This is a genomic window from Lysinibacillus sp. A4 (assembly GCF_024919535.1).
Lineage (GTDB): Bacteria > Bacillota > Bacilli > Bacillales_A > Planococcaceae > Lysinibacillus > Lysinibacillus capsici.
This window is the reverse complement of the sequence record NZ_JANWTB010000006.1, coordinates 336,885-353,160: the sequence shown is the minus strand read 5'-3', so window position 1 is coordinate 353,160 and position 16,276 is coordinate 336,885. Positions and strand designations below refer to the sequence as shown.

The following is a 16,276-nucleotide window of genomic DNA, read 5'->3' as shown; positions in this document are numbered from 1 at the left end:
GGAATTGGTATGGAGCGTCGTAAGCAATTACGAAAATATATTCAGCGTGCAAAATCGAGATTAACTCTTGAAAGAAGCATTCCCATTGCACAATACGGTTTGTTTTTGGCATTGCTTTCGAGTGCTTCTCTCGTACTTATTTCCCGACTATTTGTCTGGCCATATTATCGCCAAATAGCATTAGGAGCCTTTATTACCGTTATTATTGCAACCATTGCTTATATTTGGTGGAAACGGGTCAAAGAGAAAGAGGCATTGCATAAACTGGATCATTATTTCTCACATAATGAATTAGTGACAGCTTTATCATTTAAAGATGATCAGGATCCTCTTGTTCAATCATTATTATCGAAAGCTATCCAAAATGCTGAAAAAGCTTTCGCAGACTTTAAGGCTCGAAAGAAAAATCTATTTCGTCCAAAGGCGTTTATCGGATTATTTATTACAACAGTTGTACTAGCCATTCTTTATATGTTCCCAGCAGCTACGCAAATTGAAGCAATAGAGGTTGAAAAGGAGCAAGCAGTTATCGAAGATATGAAGAAGGAAGTTGCTGAATTAGAGAAGAAGGCGGAAACAAAAGAAGTAAAGGAGCAATTGCAAGAACTTCAAAATACTTTAAAAGAGGCTGAAACAGCAGAAGAAGCTTTACGAGAAGTTGTCAAAAAGCAAAAGGAGCTAGCATTAAAGGAGCAGCAATTAAAGGATAAACAAACGGCTAGTCAAGATGGCACAACAGAAGGCCAAGGATTATCGAAGGAAGAGGTTGAGCAGCTAAAAGAGCTTGCCCAAATGCAGCAAGGGCTGACAGAAAATGCAAATGCCACACAAACTGCTATGAGTAAACTTGGTAAACCAGCAAGTAACTCCTTACAAAATACAATTGCGAGTGCCAATAATGCCAGCAGCCACAATCAAAACAGTCAACAGTCATCTGGTAATTCCCAACCTAGTAATCAACAAAGCCAGTCTAGTCAAAATAATGCTCAAAGTGGTTCTCAACAGCAAAATGGTAGTAGCCAGAGCAATGGTCAAGGGCAGGGACAAGGTCAAGGACAGGGACAAGGCCAAGGCCAGGGACAAGGCCAAGGCCAAGGTCAAGGACAAGGCCAAGGACAGGGACAGGGTCAAGGACAGGGCCAAGGCCAAGGTCAGGGACAAGGTGGTCAAGGAGCAGGAAGTGGCCAAGGCGGTCGGAATTTGCTAACGACACCGAATCGAATAGGTGGGGCAAGTGAGACATCAGTAGATGGTGGCGCATTAGGAGATGGTTCCCATGTATCTGAGCAACAAGGAAATGGTCCGATAACAAAAGGTTCTATTCGACCTTATGAAGAAGTAATTGGCTCTTATAAAGACAGCTATTTAGAGAGTTCAGAGCGCTTACAATTACCGAAGGATTTACAAAATGTCGTGCAATCTTATTTCACGTCAATTGAGTCGCAGTAGGAGGAAAAGAAATGGCCTTTACAGAGCAACAGTATGTAGATATGAGTACGAAATTACAGCAAGTTAAAGAAGAAATTCATCGCTTCATTGTTGGACAGGAAGAAGCAATTGATTATACCCTGTATGCAGTATTAGCGGATGGTCATGCATTGTTAGAAGGTTTACCTGGTTTAGGAAAAACGATGTTAATTCGTACCATTTCAGAGGTACTGGATCTGTCGTTTTCACGTATTCAATTTACACCAGATCTTATGCCAGCAGATATAACAGGTACGAGCATGATTGAACGTACACCCGATGGGAAGCAGCAATTTACCTTTCAACCTGGGCCAATCTTTAGTCAAATGGTATTGGCTGATGAGATAAATCGCGCAACACCCAAAACCCAAAGTGCCTTGTTGGAAGCAATGGGAGAAAAAACGGTAACCATATTAGGGGATACAAAAAAAATGGCGAGACCATTTTTCGTGTTGGCAACTCAAAACCCTATTGAAATGGAAGGAACATACCCATTACCAGAAGCACAGATGGACCGTTTCCTTTGTAAAATTCTTGTACCCTATCCAGAAAAAAGCGAACTTATGGAAATTATGAAGCGAACGACAGGTGCCCAGGAAATTGGTTTACAGAAACAGATGGATACAGATGCTCTCATTCAAGCTCAGCAAATGGTAAAGGAAGTGATGGTTGCTGATGAAATGCTAGAGTATGCAACTGATCTAGTAGTGGCTACGCATCCTGAGAGAAAAGATGCGCTTGATGAGGTTAAACAATATGCAATGTATGGCAGTGGTCCACGTGGTTTGCAGAGCTTAATCAAATTGGCAAAGGCAAGAGCTTTAATGAATGGTCGTTTTCATGTTTCTGTAGCGGATATTAAATCTGTTGCTAAGCCTGTTTTACGTCATCGCATGCTGTTGAATTATGAAGGGGAGGCTTCAGGAAAAACAGCAGACGATGTGATTGATGTTATTTTAGAAAAAGTTCAGCAAGGTATTAGCAAGTGACAGCAAAATACTTATTGCCCGAAGACTGGTTAGCGAAAATCAGTCGCTTTCAAGTAGCGACGGCCTCCAAACTACGCGGGCAACATAAGGGCTCGCACCGTTCTCAACGCTTCGGGGCATCCCTTGATTTCTCGGATTTTCGAGAATACCATTTAGGAGATGATGTACGCCAAGTGGATTGGAACGTCTTTGCTCGTACAGATAAATACTTTATAAAAAGGTTTTTAGATGAGCAAGAGATGCGTGTACATATTCTACTAGATGCTACCAAATCGATGGGGCAACATGCTAAGTGGTTATTTGCTCGTCAAATTGTGGCCTCCCTCGGTCTAATGGTATTAGGTCGAGATGATCGTCTATCTTTTTCTTTTGTCCAAGATGAAGTGAAGCCACCATTTCGACGGAAGGGTACCATGTATCGCCGAGCTTTTTTACAGCTAGTAACAGATATAGAGGAAGCTAATTACTCTAATCGTTTTGCCAAGGATGCACTTAAAGCTTTACCTAAAGATAGTACCGTATTATTCATTGTTACAGATGGATTAGAGCCAATTGAGGAATGGGAACAGCTATTAAAAAGGCTACCACGCTATGCTGGAGATGTTCGCATTTTGCAAATTGTAACGCAAGAAGAACTGTCACCAAATTATTCGGGTGATGTACGTCTCCTTGATCGTGAAACAGGTAATGATGTGAATGTGACGATGTCCTCTAAAGTATTAGAGTCCTACCATGCAAGACGCATACTACATGAAGAAGAATTTGAAGCCATTTGCCGTCGCTTTGGTGTTCGAAAATTACAATTGAAAGTGGAAGATGGATTGCAACATGCGATTTTCCAGCAATTATTAAAAGCACATTGGATTAGGTGAGGTGAGCCGTATTGGGCTTTAGTCAAATTATATTTAGCTGGACGGCCATCATCCCGGTCATTGTCCTACTTTATTATTTCTTTCGAAAAAAATATACAGATCAAACAGTTTCTTCGACGCTTTTTTGGTCGGAGATTATGCAGGAAACGCGAGTATCGCCTTATTTAAAGCATCTACAAAAAAATGCCCTACTATATTTACAGCTTCTTGCTTTAGTGCTACTTGTTTTGGCATTGATGAATCCTTATATAAAAAAATCAACCATTGTTGGTGCACAAACCATATTTATTGTAGATACTTCAGCCACAATGCTGGCAGGTAAAGAGCAATCAACCTTTGACGCTCATAAACAGGAAATGCTGAACTTGATGAATGAATTGAATGGTCGACCTGTCACATTAATTACAACTGGTGCTGCACCAAAAGCTGTTTTACAGCAAGAAACAAACACGAGTGAAATAAAAAAAGCTATTCAAGATTTACAAATAACCTATGAAACTGCTGAAATGAATAAGGCGCTGGATGTAGCACAGGCATTTGTGGGCGATACACCAACTTCTATCTATGTTTTTACAGATACACTTGATAAAAAGCAATTACCGATGGACAAGGATTCTGTGAAATGGCTAGTAAGAGGTGCTACAAAAGACTTAACAAATATCGCTATCACCCGCTTTGCTGCTACGACAGATGGACAAGCTACGCTGGCACTTGTACAACTCCATAATGATACAAATACCGAGCAAAAGGTAACACTCGCATTGAATAATGCAGAGGGTGAGGAGCTGGTAGCAGAAAGTGTCGTTGTGCCTCCAAATGAAGCCATTACGAAAACATTTAAAGATTTGCCTTTAGCAAAATCCATGACAGCTATTATTGATGCAAATGATGATTATGACATAGACAATCAACAAACAGTTTTACTACAAACGACTACGTCAAAAATTATTGTTGATCAAGGCTTGCATCAACTGATACAGAAAGGTTTTCAAACAGTTAGTAGTGGCGTAAAAATCGTCCCTTCCTTGCAAGTAGCTGACAATCAAGATGCTACCATAATCACAAACCAATCAGCCTTATTGGAAAAGATGGACAATCCCCTCGTATTATTTGGTCGTGATGATGCAGAAAAAGTAGATGCGAATGGGACGGTAAGCACTAGAAGTGATGCATTATTTGCCTTTAGTGAACTAAAGGATGTTTATGTTAGTGCTGTTTATCCTGGCTTTGCGGACTATGAAACGATTGCTTCTGTTGGAGAAGAGCCGTTCATCCAACGCTCCCCAAAAGGAGATATCGTTGTTTTAGCCGATATTGCTGATACAGATTGGCCTTTACATCCATCATTCCCACTATTTCTATGGAGTACAGAGCAGCAGCTAACAGAATCAGTTGGGTCACTTGGGATTTTTTCACCCAATGAACAACGTGCAGTTGCTTTAGCGCAAGGAGACTGGAATGTTTATTCGCAAGAAGACGAGTTTCTTTCGTCTGTTACGAAGGGGATGCTAACTGCGCCCAAACAGCCAGGCATTTATATGGTACGCTCAAATAATGAGGAAAAACAATTGATTGTCCAATTGCAAGCACAAGAACGTGTCATTGAACAAGGAACAAGTTTTACATTAGGTGATATTTCAGACAATGGAAAGGAAGAAGTGTCGATGACCTCTTTCGTGCCTTGGCTAATTGTAATTATTTTACTATTGCTTGTTTCAGAGTGGGAGGTGCAACGACGTCGTGGATTTACGAATTGATATGCCGTTAGTATTGTTGTTACTCCTTCCATTATTCTTGTATTTTGGATGGACATACTTTCATGAGCGACAGCGACTTAAAAGAAGTCATATTGTTGTACTTACTATTCGCATAGTGGCAGCAGGCTGTTTAGTTTTTGCACTCGCAGGTCCATATCTATTATTACCAATCAAAGAAGAACAAATTATTTATTTAGTAGACCGTTCTGCTTCTATGAATGGTACGGAAGATGAGATGGTTCAGTTTATACAGGAGAGCCTCCAATCAAAAAAAGAACCACAGCTTGCGGGCATTTATTCATTTTCCTCTACTTTACAAACAGAGGCCATTTTATCTAAAACATTAAAGGAAGTACCGAAACTAACTGAAATTAAAGCTACCGATCAAACAAATATAGAACAAAGTCTACAGCTTGCTTCAGGGATTATAGATCCTAAAAAAGCAACTCGTCTTGTGCTATTAACAGATGGTAATGAGACAAAGGGCGATGCTTTAGAATTTGCTACGAAGTTGAAAGGCTCTAATATTAGTGTGGATATTAAGCCTTTTAGTCAACCAGTTGTCAATGATGTATCACTAAAAAGCTTTGTATCCCCTCAGGTTGCTTACGTTGGAGAGCAACAACAATTAGTGACAGACATACATGCAACATCAGCAGGCCAAGGCGAGCTATTACTATATGAAAATGATGAGCTTATTCATAAAGAGGCAGTTGAGCTGACTGAAGGCACGAATGTGTTTACCTATAAACATGCAGCAACAGCTGAAGGACTTGTAAAATATGAAGCCGTTGTTCAAGTTGGTCAGGATGCCATTTTTGAAAACAATAAGTTAACTAGTGTCACAATGGTTCAAAGTGAACCACATTTATTAATCGTTAATGGTTATGAAACAGCTTCACCCATCGCAGCAGCACTTGGTAGTCAATCCATTGCCTATGATGTTGTAGCGCCCGACAGTCTACCAAATGAACTGTCCAGCTATTTGCAATATAATGCTATTATTTTCGACAATGTGCCAGGTCATTTAGTGGGTGAAGCAAAAATGAGTGTTATTGAGCAAGCAGTCAAAAACTTTGGGGTTGGTTTTACAATGGTGGGTGGAGAAAATAGTTTTGGTCTAGGCGGCTATTTTAAAACACCGATTGAAACCTTATTGCCAGTGGAAATGGAAATTAAGGGCAAAGAGCAATTACCTTCCTTAGGGTTAGTGATTGTACTTGACCGTTCTGGCAGTATGCAAGGCTCGAAGCTTGAGCTTGCTAAGGAAGCAGCGGCACGTTCTGTTGAGATGTTGCGAGACGAGGATACATTAGGATTCATTGCCTTTGATGATCGTCCTTGGGAGATTATAGAGACAGGGCCTCTTAGCAGTAAAGAAGAGGCTGTGGATACTATTTTATCAGTAACACCTGGTGGGGGAACAGAAATCTATAGTTCATTAGCTAAAGCCTACGAGAACCTTGCTGATTTAAAGCTCCAACGTAAGCATATTATTCTCTTAACAGATGGGCAATCACAGGCAGGGAATTATGAGGATTTAATTACTGAAGGAAAAGAAAATGGTATAACCTTATCGACAGTAGCGATTGGACAAGATGCTGATGCGAACTTATTAGAAGCGCTTAGTGACATGGGTAGTGGACGTTTCTATGATGTCATAGATGAGCAAACCATTCCGTCTATTTTATCTCGTGAAACAGCTATGATTTCCCGCACCTATATTGAGGACAATCCATTCTATCCAGCAATTTATAATGCAGCAGGATGGAACTCGCTGTTTGCAAATGGGGTCCCACAAATGAATGCATACATTGGGACAACGGCAAAACAGGGGGCTACTGTTGTAGCAGAAAGCGAGAAGGAAGATCCTGTGTTAGCGCAGTGGCAATATGGTCTTGGTAAAACATTTGCCTTTACATCTGATTCAACGGGTAAATGGACAGGAGATTGGGCAAGATGGCAGAATTGGGGAGCATTTTGGCAAACACTTATTTCTCAGATGCTACCAAGCTACAATGATGTAGCCTATGATGTAAGATTGGAAGCAGATGGTTCCTTTATGATTACAGACCCTACAAATGAAGCTGCATTTTTAGATATTGTAGCGGTAAATGAGGCAGGGGAGGAGCTAGAAACACAACTTGAAACCATTTCCGCATCCCAAGTTCGAGCTGTAGTACAAGCTGAACCTGGATTAATTTTCTTCCGTGTAGCAGATGAAAAGAAGGCCATTTATCAGGCAGGGCTAAGTGTTCCTTATAGTGCTGAATACGAACTACTCCCTGTAAATAACCAACTGATAGAAGAGTTAACTAAACGAACAGGAGGCACTGTTTTAAAGGAACCACAAGATGTTTTCCGTGACTTTACGACAAAAGGAGCAGATCGGCAAAATATTGCCACATGGATACTCTTAGCAAGTATGCTTCTTTTCTTTATTGATATTACCATAAGACGCTTTGGTTGGAATTTCCTAACGAATGTGAAGAGAAAAGAGCCGCTGGTTGAGGAAAAAACTATACAAGCAGAAGATACAAATGTAGCACAGTTGTTAAAAGGCATGAAAAAACGATCTTAAATAGAGGAAGCAGTGCAAACTCGAATAGTTTTGCACTGCTTTTTTTATGTTGCTTGAAATAGAGAGTTATCCCCTTTGTAGAGAGGGGAAGATGATCTACAAAGTGGACTCTTTGCTCATAAGGAGGAGAAAGGCGCTCCAAATTGGACTGCCCGCAGCTCAATGAATGCTCATAATCCAATACCTCTTAATAAAGAGAAGAATTAAATCTCTTTACGAGCTCTGTTTTACGCAAGCTACTCGCAACCATTACACCTAAAATAGCACCGATCGTACTTGATGTTAAAAAGGCTGGTAGGAAGAAGAATGCTGCTACAGATGTTCCCATGAATAATTTTGCATAAGGGACGGCAATAAGTGAAGCCAGAATGCCCGTTCCGATAACCTCTCCGATACCAGCTAACCACATTTTATTGCTATATTTATAGGCAAGAGCAGCACAGACCGCACCGATGATACTACCAGGGATAGCTAGTAGAGAGCCTGTTCCAGTAAGGATACGAATGATGGCAGTGACAAAGGCAACTATAACAGTTGGTACAGGCCCAAGTATAATGGCTCCTATCACATTAATCGCATGCTGAACGGGGTAAGCACGTGCGATGCCTGTTGGGATGGATACGAAAGTAGAGCCTGCAACAGCAACGGCTACTAATAAAGCCATGACTGTTAATTTACGAATTGACATAAAGTTCACTCCTTTTGGTAAAGTTCGTGAGGAAAAATAAAAAGGCCACCCCCTTTAAACAATAGGAAGCGGCCTTGCGTGTATATAGTGACAACAGCAAGTAGCGCCACTTCCCTCCGCTAGTGTGAACTAGATCAGGTTCAAAGGGTCCGTATATTACCATATACGTCTCAGCCTTTTAAAGACTCCCCTAGTGGTTAAAATCATTCAATTTTGTGAATCAACAATAATGTACCATACTGCTAAAAATAGTCAATGATTTTTCAGACTATTTTGTATCGGGATGCATTAAATGAGGTGCTTTTTTCACTGTCCAGATGAGCGCAAGGAAGAAACAGGCTAATAATATGATAGAACCGAAAATATATGGGCTATTCATATTCCAGTCAAATAATAAACCTGCCAAAGCGGGTCCAATCATATTTCCGAGGCTCATATAGGCATTATTCAAGCCCGCAGCAAATCCCTGCTCTTTCTCTGCAAGCTTTGAGATGAGTGTATTAACAGCTGGACGAATTAATGTCGTTGCTGTAGAGAAAATTGTTGCTACAACTAAAATAAGGGCAAAGCCAGAAACAAATAATATTAAGAAAATAGCAACGGATGCAATAAATAAATTTACTAGTACTACTTTCATTTCACCATAACGATTGAACAATGGTGTAATAATAAACATTTGTACTACTACTCCAAAAGCACCACCAACAACTAATATAATCGCTATATCTACAGGTGTGTAATTAAACTTTTCTGTCACAAATAATGACAATGTCGTTTGGAAATTTGCAATTCCAAACGAGAACACCAGCATAATTATGAGCATAACAAAATAAGGCATATGTATGGAACGAGCCATTTGCTTCGCCAGATTGTCTTGCTTTTGTTTCTGTTGCGCAGTGTTTGGTTTGGTAGAAGGTAATAAAAAGTAAGATAAAATAGATGCTACAATGGCTGCAGCTCCAGCTGTGAAAAATGGGAAATGTAAGCTTACCTTTGCTAAAAAGCCACCAATACCAGGTCCAATCATAAAGCCAAGAGACATAGCGGCACCCAACATCCCCATACCTTTCCCACGTTCTTCATAGGTTGTGACGTCAGCGACAAAAGCCATAATAGGAGGTGCAACAAATGCGGAACCTAGACCACCTAAAAATCGTGCTAAAAAGAGCATCCATACATCTGTAGCAAGGCCAAATCCGATTTGTGCAAGACCTGTTACGATAAGACCGAAAATAATTAAATTTTTTCGTCCGTACTGATCTGAAAGATTCCCAGCAATAGGAGAAAATACGAATTGAGCTAAGGCGAACGTTGCGATTAGCATACCTAGAACTTGTCCTGCTGCACCAAATATTTTTAAATACTCTGGCATGACAGGAATAATAATGCCAATACTTCCCATTGCGATAAACATATTAAACATTAAAATATACAAAGCCGCCTTATTGGACTTCTGCTGGGTCATCGAATGAACCCCCTTTTTGTAATCAAATATAGTACAGTCTATCATAAAGAATTATTGCTTGGCTAATAGTTAAGATTATCGTACTGGTTCTATATTTAGAATGGTTTTCCACAAAAGTTTTCATCCGCGCACCTATGCATGAAGAAATAATAGATGTTAGTCATAAAAATTGAGGGGAAAAGAAGCTATGGGGATAAATTAGTAAAGCAACAACAATCTATGGACTTCTCTTATAAAGTGAGAATTAAAAAATGTGAGAGTCTGTCTGTAATGGCATAAAGCATGGCTATAAATTGTAGCGATGTTATAGCGCATCAGAAGGAATATCACAAGAATACTGATGTGAAAATCTATTAAAATTCAGACAAAATATTTTCTAAATATAATAATGCAAATAGTCAATTGAAAATGTTCTTATTTAATAGTCAGTTAAATAAGAAGAGAAAAAAAACTAGCGAATTGATGTAAAAGTCAATTCGCTAGTTGAATTATCGGATACCCATTTTAAATTCTAAAAATAATTCGTTGTATTTCCCTAAATAATCAGGTCCTAAGTTTTTGTAGACCTCTAATGTATCGCGTTGTTCTTCAGAAGGATAGTAGCGTTCGTCAGAAACAACTTCTTCGTCCATTAAGTCCATAGCTGCAAGATTAGGCGTAGAATAGCCTACAAAATCGGCATTTTGAGCACCTGATTCAGCACTTAGCATGAAGTTTATAAAGGCGTGGGCACCATCAATATTCTTCGATGTCTTTGGGATGACCATATTATCAAACCATAAGTTTGAGCCTTCCTCAGGTACAGCAAAGTCTAACTCTTCATTTTCATACATCATGTCAGCTGCTTGGCCAGACCACGTAAGGGCAACGGTTGCTTCATTATTGATCATTAATGGTGTAATTTCATCTCCAATGATTGCTTTTACATTTGGTGCAAGGGTGATTAGTTTGTCAGTAGCTTCACGAAGTTCCTGATTATCTAGTGAATTCAGAGAATAGCCAAGACTGTTTAAGCCCATCCCAATGACTTCGCGCGCACCATCTACTAAAAAGACTTTTCGCTTTAAAGAAGGGTCCCATAAATCATCCCAAGAGGAGAAGTCTAAGTCTCCAACAAGGCTTGGATTGTAGACAATACCTACTGTTCCCCAAAAATAAGGGACAGAATATTTATTGTTAGCATCGAATGGTAAATCTAAAAAGTAAGGATCAATATTTTTAAAATTAGGGATTTTCGTTTTATCTAAAGGAATCAATAATTCTTCTTCCTTCATCTTCTCAATCATATATTCAGAAGGGACAGCAATATCGTAGGCTGTTCCGCCTTGCTGAATCTTTGTCATCATAGCTTCATTGGAATCGAATGTTTCATAGATGACATGAATGCCTGTTTCTTTTTCAAATTCTTTTAACAAATCAGGATCAATATATTCTCCCCAGTTAAAGATGGTTAACGTGTCTTTTCCACTTTTACCGCCACCCGCACTTAAGGCATCAGCCGCATAGAATAAAAGGGCTGAAACGACAAGGATGGCGATGGTAGCTTGAATTAGTGACTTCATCGTTGCCCCTCCATTCTTTTACTCGTACGACTTGTCATGAAATAATAACCAACAACAACTAAAACCGTAACGAAGAATACTAAACCTGAAATTGCATTCACTGTTAGAGAAATTCCTGCGCGGGCCATTGAATAAATTTCTACGGATAGAGTACTAAAGCCATTACCTGTTACAAAGAATGTCACGGCAAAATCATCTAATGAATACGTAAGGGCAAGGAAGAAGCCTGCAAAAATCCCTGGCTGAATATAAGGAAGAATGACACGCATCATAACGTCCTTTTTCGTTGCCCCTAAATCTAATGCTGCATCGATTAATGAGTTATTCATTTCTAGTAGCTTTGGTAAAACCATTAATACAACAATCGGTACACTAAATGCAACATGTGCTAATAAAACAGATGCAAAGCCCAGTTTAATACCTACCATTGTAAATAAAATTAAAAAGCTAGCCCCGATAATTACGTCTGGGCTGACGATTAAGACATTGTTTAAGGATAATAAAGTATTACGCATTTTAGAATCCTTAACCGTCACAATTCCAATTGCTCCTAGCGTACCAATAATAGTAGAAATGAGAGCAGAAAGTAATGCCACGATGACCGTATTTATTAATATAACAAGAAGACGCGAATCTTCAAAAACAGCTTGATAATGCTCCAAAGTAAAGGATTCAAAATTATTCATGGAGCCGCCACTATTAAACGAGTAAAAGATTAAATAGAAAATTGGAGCATAGAGAACGATAAAAACAATTGTTAAATAGACTTTGGCTGAAGCAGATAGTTTGTTCATCGTACGCGACCTCCTTTATCCTTTTGTCCCGTAATTAGCATGATAATCACCATGAATAAAATTAAGAATACAGCAATAGTGGAACCCATACCCCAGTTTTGTGTCACAAGGAATTGCTGTTCAATCGCTGTGCCTAGAGTAATGACACGGTTCCCTGCAATTAAGCGAGTAATCATGAACAGGGATAGGGCAGGGATAAAGACAACTTGAATACCAGATTTAACGCCATCCATTGTCAATGGTAAAACAACACGGCGGAAGGTTGTAAAAGCCGAAGCACCCAAATCCCGTGCTGCATAAATGAGCGTTGGGTTTAAACGATCTAAAGAATTGAAGATCGGTAAAATCATAAATGGAATAAAAATATAGACCGACACAAAGACAAAGCTAATATCAGTAAAGAGCATTTGCTTTGGATCGAAGCCAAATACTTCGATAAATGCATTAATAGGCCCGTATAACCCAAAGATGCCGATAAAGGCATATGTTTTTAACAAAAGATTAATCCATGAAGGAATAATAATAAGTAGAAGCCAAAGTTGTTTATGCTTGGTCTTCGTTAAAAAATAGGCAGTTGGGTATGAAATTAATAGTGTAAAGAATGTAATTAAAAATGCATACCAAAACGAGCTCAAAGTCATCTTTAAGTAAACAGAAGAGAAGAACGCTTTGTAGTTATCGAGCGTAAAGTTGCCATGTAAATCAAGCAGGGAATAATAAACAACGAGTGCAATTGGCGCGATAACGAAAAAGGCAATCCATAACACATATGGAAATAACGCTGATTTCGATGTTTTAGTTTGCATCTTCATCGTCTCCATACGATTCTAATCGTTTATCAAACTCTTCCTCTGTTTCGTTTAAGCGCATTACGTGAATTGCCTCAGGATCAAAGTCTAAGCCAATCTCAGTCCCTACTTCTGCTTTCTTCAATGAATGGACTAGCCACTCATTACCATCTTTATCGTATGTGGATAATTCATAATGTACCCCTCGGAATAATTGTGTATCCACTTTTACCACAAGTTTGCCTTTATCAATTGTTGTCATTTCTAAATCTTCTGGACGAATGACAATATCTATTTTTTCATTTTGCTTCATCCCTTGGTCGACACATTCGAAAACTTTGCCAGCAAATTCAACCTTGAAATCCTCAATCATCACGCCAGGTACAATATTGGATTCACCTATAAAGTCAGCAACGAAGCGGTTAATCGGTTCATCATAAATATCCACGGGTGTACCTGACTGCTGAATTTGGCCTTCACTTAAGACAAAAATTTCATCACTCATAGCAAGTGCTTCTTCTTGATCATGTGTAACAAAAACAAATGTTTTGCCAAGACGTTGCTGTAATTCACGTAGCTCATATTGCATTTCTGTACGTAGCTTTAAGTCTAAAGCTGAAAGTGGCTCATCCAGTAAAATTACTTCAGGGTCATTGACAATGGCACGTGCAATCGCGACACGTTGTCGTTGTCCACCAGACATTTCAGATATTTCGCGGTTACCATAGCCTGCTAAATTGACAAACTTTAAGGCTTCAGCTACACGCTCTTTTATGTCCTTTTCAGGAAGCTTTTTAATACGTAGGCCAAATGCGACATTTTCAAACACATTTAAATGAGGGAACAGCGCATAATCCTGAAAAACAGTATTTACTTGACGTTCATTGGCAGGAACTGCATTAATCTTTTTATCATGGAAAAATACATTTCCTGTTGTAGGTTCTGTAAATCCTGCAATAATTCGTAAAATGGTTGTTTTACCACAACCTGATGGACCAAGGAGTGTATAAAACTTCCCTTTTTCAAGCTCCAAATTGATATTTTTTAAAACGACGGTACCGTCGCTATATGACTTTGAAACATTTTCAAAGCGGATAATTGAATTGGTTGTCATGGATGCGCCTCCTTAAGCTATAAATAAGAATCTGTTGCGACAAGTAAAATTTTTGTTTCATCATCATGTGCATTAAATATCTGATGATGGTCTGTCGCGTCATAGTAAAGTGCATTGCCTTCACTTGCGATATACTGTTCATTCCCTAATACGAGACGAATACGCCCTTTAACCACATAAATAAATGTTTCAGAGAGCGAAGGCTCAAACTGTTTGAACTCGCCATCTGCAGCAAAGGTTAAGAAAATGGGTTCCATTTCTTTTTCATTTGAAGTAGGAATCAGCCATTGAATTTCATATTTTTTTTCTTCATCTGTATAGGTAGATTGATCTTCCTCTGTATAAACAACCTTCTGTTCAGGTGATTCATCATCAAAAAAGTCTTTGGGTCTCGACCCTAAAACTTCTAATATTGAAAATAATGTTTCAATTGAAGGTGAGTTTAGATCACGTTCTAATTGGGAAATATAACCTTTACTTAAATCTGTACGTTCTCCAAGTTCCTCTTGGGTAAGACCTTTTTTTAAACGAAGCGCTTTAATTTTTGCTCCTATTTGCATCTTTTCCCTCCTAAGAGAAGTTTAGCAATGATAAACTTTTGAAATATGAAGTTTACTTTAACGAAACTTTTAGTTTACTAAAACCATTACAATTATACATAATAATAAAAAATTTGCAATCGTTTTTCGTGAAAAAAATAGCTATAAAAAGTTGAAAAATGGGGTATAAATGAAAGTGAGAAAAATTTTGAATAGTGTAGAATATTATTGTCAAAAATAGCTTGTAGATAGACAGTAGCAATAATTCCAGTTATGGATTTGACGAATTTTTGTCAATCCATTTCAATCATCCAAACGGGCGGAGTTTACTTGTTTGAAAAACTGCGGTTACTCTGCTATCGTAGAAGACGAGTTCGCTAGTGCGAATGGAATATATAAACTACATATTTATTCGGAGGGATTTATTATGGCAGAACGCATGGTAGGTAAACAAGCACCTGACTTTACAATGGAAGCAGTACTTTCAGACAAATCATTTGGTAAAGTATCACTAGAAGATATTAAAGCACAAGATAAATGGACAGTTCTTTTCTTCTACCCAATGGACTTTACATTTGTATGTCCAACTGAAATCACTGCAATGAGCGATCGTTATGACGAGTTCGAAGACTTAGATGCAGAAGTAATCGGTGTTTCTACTGACACAATCCATACACACTTAGCATGGATTAACACAGACCGTACGCAAAATGGTCTTGGTGAATTAAAATACCCATTAGCAGCTGATACAAACCATCAAGTATCTAAAGAATATGGTGTATTAATTGAAGAAGAAGGTATCGCGTTACGTGGTTTATTCATCATCAACCCAGAAGGCGAATTAAAATACCAAACAGTATTTGATAACAACATCGGCCGTGATGTTGATGAAACACTACGTGTACTTCAAGCACTACAAACTGGTGGTCTTTGCCCAGCTAACTGGCGTCCAGGCCAAGCAACTCTATAATTTAAATAGAGGATTATGCGAAAAATTAAAAGTCCCCACGACAAGTTTGTGGGGACTTTTAACTGAATTTTTGTTTTGGGAAAGAGTTTTTATACCGTTATCTAAATATTTGAAGACAAACGATCTTTTAGAGGAGGATTTTTATGAAACTTCGTGAACAAATGCCTGAATTAGTTGGCGCAACGACTTGGTTAAATGGTGAAGTAACGAAAGCAGAATTAGTAGGCAAAAAACCAACATTAATCCACTTCTGGTCAGTAAGCTGTCATTTATGTAAAGAAGCAATGCCAGATGTGAACAATTTCCGCGATCAATATAAAGATGAATTAAACGTTGTAGCAGTACATATGCCACGTTCTGAGGCAGATACTGATTTAGACACAATTAAAGCAGTAGCAGCAGAGCATGATATTGTGCAACCAATCTTTGTAGATAGTGAAATGAAGCTAACAGATGCTTTTGAAAACCAATATGTTCCAGCATATTTTGTGTTCGATAAAGATGGTCAGCTGCGTCATATGCAAGCTGGTGGTAGTGGTATGAAAATGCTAGAAAAGCGTGTAAACCGTGTGCTAGATGAGATGCGTAACGCAGAATAATAATATGTTGAAGACGGGGATTAAGGTCCTCGTCTTTTTTGTTGTCCACCATTGACGAATTGGCTCTTGTTTTGACAATACATATCGCAGA

Annotated in this window: 14 protein-coding genes and 1 riboswitch; of the genes, 7 read left to right on the top strand and 7 right to left on the bottom strand. The window is 38.7% G+C overall.

Features of this window, described 5'->3' with window-relative positions; translation table 11 throughout:
• The first annotated feature begins 9 nt into the window (after window positions 1–9).
• From NY607_RS14785 to NY607_RS14765, 5 genes are read left to right on the top strand one after another with little or no spacing between them, the layout of a single operon-like run.
• Entirely contained in the window at window positions 10–1,449 is a 1,440-nt protein-coding gene (locus tag NY607_RS14785; RefSeq protein ID WP_259419905.1) for a hypothetical protein, read from the top strand.
• A gap of 11 nt (window positions 1,450–1,460) precedes the next feature.
• Entirely contained in the window at window positions 1,461–2,456 is a 996-nt protein-coding gene (locus tag NY607_RS14780) for an AAA family ATPase (RefSeq protein ID WP_259419904.1), read from the top strand.
• A complete protein-coding gene (locus NY607_RS14775) occupies window positions 2,453–3,328 on the top strand; it encodes a DUF58 domain-containing protein (RefSeq protein WP_066037221.1) in 876 nt (291 codons plus the stop codon). The genes NY607_RS14780 and NY607_RS14775 overlap by 4 nt, the downstream gene beginning before the upstream one ends.
• An 11-nt stretch (window positions 3,329–3,339) precedes the next feature.
• The gene (locus NY607_RS14770; RefSeq protein WP_237899454.1) at window positions 3,340–5,085 is read left to right on the top strand and encodes a vWA domain-containing protein; all 1,746 of its coding nucleotides are present in this window, start codon (window positions 3,340–3,342) and stop codon (window positions 5,083–5,085) included.
• Window positions 5,069–7,666, top strand: coding sequence for a VWA domain-containing protein (locus NY607_RS14765; RefSeq protein WP_259419903.1), 2,598 nt, complete (start codon window positions 5,069–5,071; stop codon window positions 7,664–7,666). Before NY607_RS14770 ends, NY607_RS14765 begins: the two co-directional genes overlap by 17 nt.
• 187 nt (window positions 7,667–7,853) lie before the next feature.
• Here NY607_RS14765 and thiW read toward each other — a convergent pair whose 3' ends face one another.
• The 7 genes from thiW to NY607_RS14730 form a co-directional block, all read right to left on the bottom strand.
• Window positions 7,854–8,354, bottom strand: coding sequence for an energy coupling factor transporter S component ThiW (thiW, locus tag NY607_RS14760; protein WP_131521684.1), 501 nt, complete (start codon window positions 8,352–8,354; stop codon window positions 7,854–7,856).
• Window positions 8,355–8,448: 94 nt separating this feature from the next.
• Window positions 8,449–8,556, bottom strand: a riboswitch (TPP riboswitch).
• Window positions 8,557–8,622: 66 nt separating this feature from the next.
• A complete protein-coding gene (locus tag NY607_RS14755; RefSeq protein WP_048391968.1) occupies window positions 8,623–9,819 on the bottom strand; it encodes an MFS transporter in 1,197 nt (398 codons plus the stop codon).
• 488 nt (window positions 9,820–10,307) lie between these two features.
• A complete protein-coding gene (locus NY607_RS14750; RefSeq protein ID WP_259419902.1) occupies window positions 10,308–11,381 on the bottom strand; it encodes an ABC transporter substrate-binding protein in 1,074 nt (357 codons plus the stop codon).
• Window positions 11,378–12,175: an ABC transporter permease gene (locus NY607_RS14745; protein ID WP_237899475.1), complete on the bottom strand. Its 798-nt coding sequence runs from the start codon at window positions 12,173–12,175 to the stop codon at window positions 11,378–11,380. The genes NY607_RS14750 and NY607_RS14745 overlap by 4 nt, the downstream gene beginning before the upstream one ends.
• Window positions 12,172–12,981 carry an ABC transporter permease gene (locus NY607_RS14740; protein ID WP_048391965.1) on the bottom strand — a complete coding sequence of 270 codons (810 nt, stop codon included), beginning with the start codon at window positions 12,979–12,981 and terminating at the stop codon, window positions 12,172–12,174. Before NY607_RS14740 ends, NY607_RS14745 begins: the two co-directional genes overlap by 4 nt.
• On the bottom strand, window positions 12,971–14,077 hold the full coding sequence (locus NY607_RS14735) for an ABC transporter ATP-binding protein (RefSeq protein WP_131521681.1): 1,107 nt from the start codon (window positions 14,075–14,077) through the stop codon (window positions 12,971–12,973). Before NY607_RS14735 ends, NY607_RS14740 begins: the two co-directional genes overlap by 11 nt.
• Before the next feature lie 17 nt (window positions 14,078–14,094).
• Window positions 14,095–14,637, bottom strand: coding sequence for a helix-turn-helix domain-containing protein (locus NY607_RS14730; RefSeq protein ID WP_004224674.1), 543 nt, complete (start codon window positions 14,635–14,637; stop codon window positions 14,095–14,097).
• A gap of 406 nt (window positions 14,638–15,043) precedes the next feature.
• On the opposite strand from NY607_RS14730, the gene NY607_RS14725 reads away from it, so the two are divergent.
• Both NY607_RS14725 and NY607_RS14720 read left to right on the top strand, forming a co-directional pair.
• The gene (locus NY607_RS14725; protein ID WP_004224676.1) at window positions 15,044–15,586 is read left to right on the top strand and encodes a peroxiredoxin; all 543 of its coding nucleotides are present in this window, start codon (window positions 15,044–15,046) and stop codon (window positions 15,584–15,586) included.
• 143 nt (window positions 15,587–15,729) lie between these two features.
• Window positions 15,730–16,185: a TlpA family protein disulfide reductase gene (locus NY607_RS14720; protein ID WP_004224678.1), complete on the top strand. Its 456-nt coding sequence runs from the start codon at window positions 15,730–15,732 to the stop codon at window positions 16,183–16,185.
• The last annotated feature ends 91 nt before the right edge of the window (window positions 16,186–16,276 follow it).

What these genes read in the sequence shown, in the direction of transcription:
- NY607_RS14785 (WP_259419905.1), top strand. Translation starts at nt 10, where the DNA reads ATGGAGCGTCGTAAGCAATTACGAAAATATATTCAGCGTGCAAAATCG.
- NY607_RS14780 (WP_259419904.1), top strand. Translation starts at nt 1,461, where the DNA reads ATGGCCTTTACAGAGCAACAGTATGTAGATATGAGTACGAAATTACAG.
- thiW (WP_131521684.1), bottom strand. Translation starts at nt 8,354, where the DNA reads ATGTCAATTCGTAAATTAACAGTCATGGCTTTATTAGTAGCCGTTGCT.
- NY607_RS14755 (WP_048391968.1), bottom strand. Translation starts at nt 9,819, where the DNA reads ATGACCCAGCAGAAGTCCAATAAGGCGGCTTTGTATATTTTAATGTTT.
- NY607_RS14750 (WP_259419902.1), bottom strand. Translation starts at nt 11,381, where the DNA reads ATGAAGTCACTAATTCAAGCTACCATCGCCATCCTTGTCGTTTCAGCC.
- NY607_RS14745 (WP_237899475.1), bottom strand. Translation starts at nt 12,175, where the DNA reads ATGAACAAACTATCTGCTTCAGCCAAAGTCTATTTAACAATTGTTTTT.
- NY607_RS14740 (WP_048391965.1), bottom strand. Translation starts at nt 12,981, where the DNA reads ATGCAAACTAAAACATCGAAATCAGCGTTATTTCCATATGTGTTATGG.
- NY607_RS14735 (WP_131521681.1), bottom strand. Translation starts at nt 14,077, where the DNA reads ATGACAACCAATTCAATTATCCGCTTTGAAAATGTTTCAAAGTCATAT.
- NY607_RS14730 (WP_004224674.1), bottom strand. Translation starts at nt 14,637, where the DNA reads ATGCAAATAGGAGCAAAAATTAAAGCGCTTCGTTTAAAAAAAGGTCTT.
- NY607_RS14725 (WP_004224676.1), top strand. Translation starts at nt 15,044, where the DNA reads ATGGCAGAACGCATGGTAGGTAAACAAGCACCTGACTTTACAATGGAA.
- NY607_RS14720 (WP_004224678.1), top strand. Translation starts at nt 15,730, where the DNA reads ATGAAACTTCGTGAACAAATGCCTGAATTAGTTGGCGCAACGACTTGG.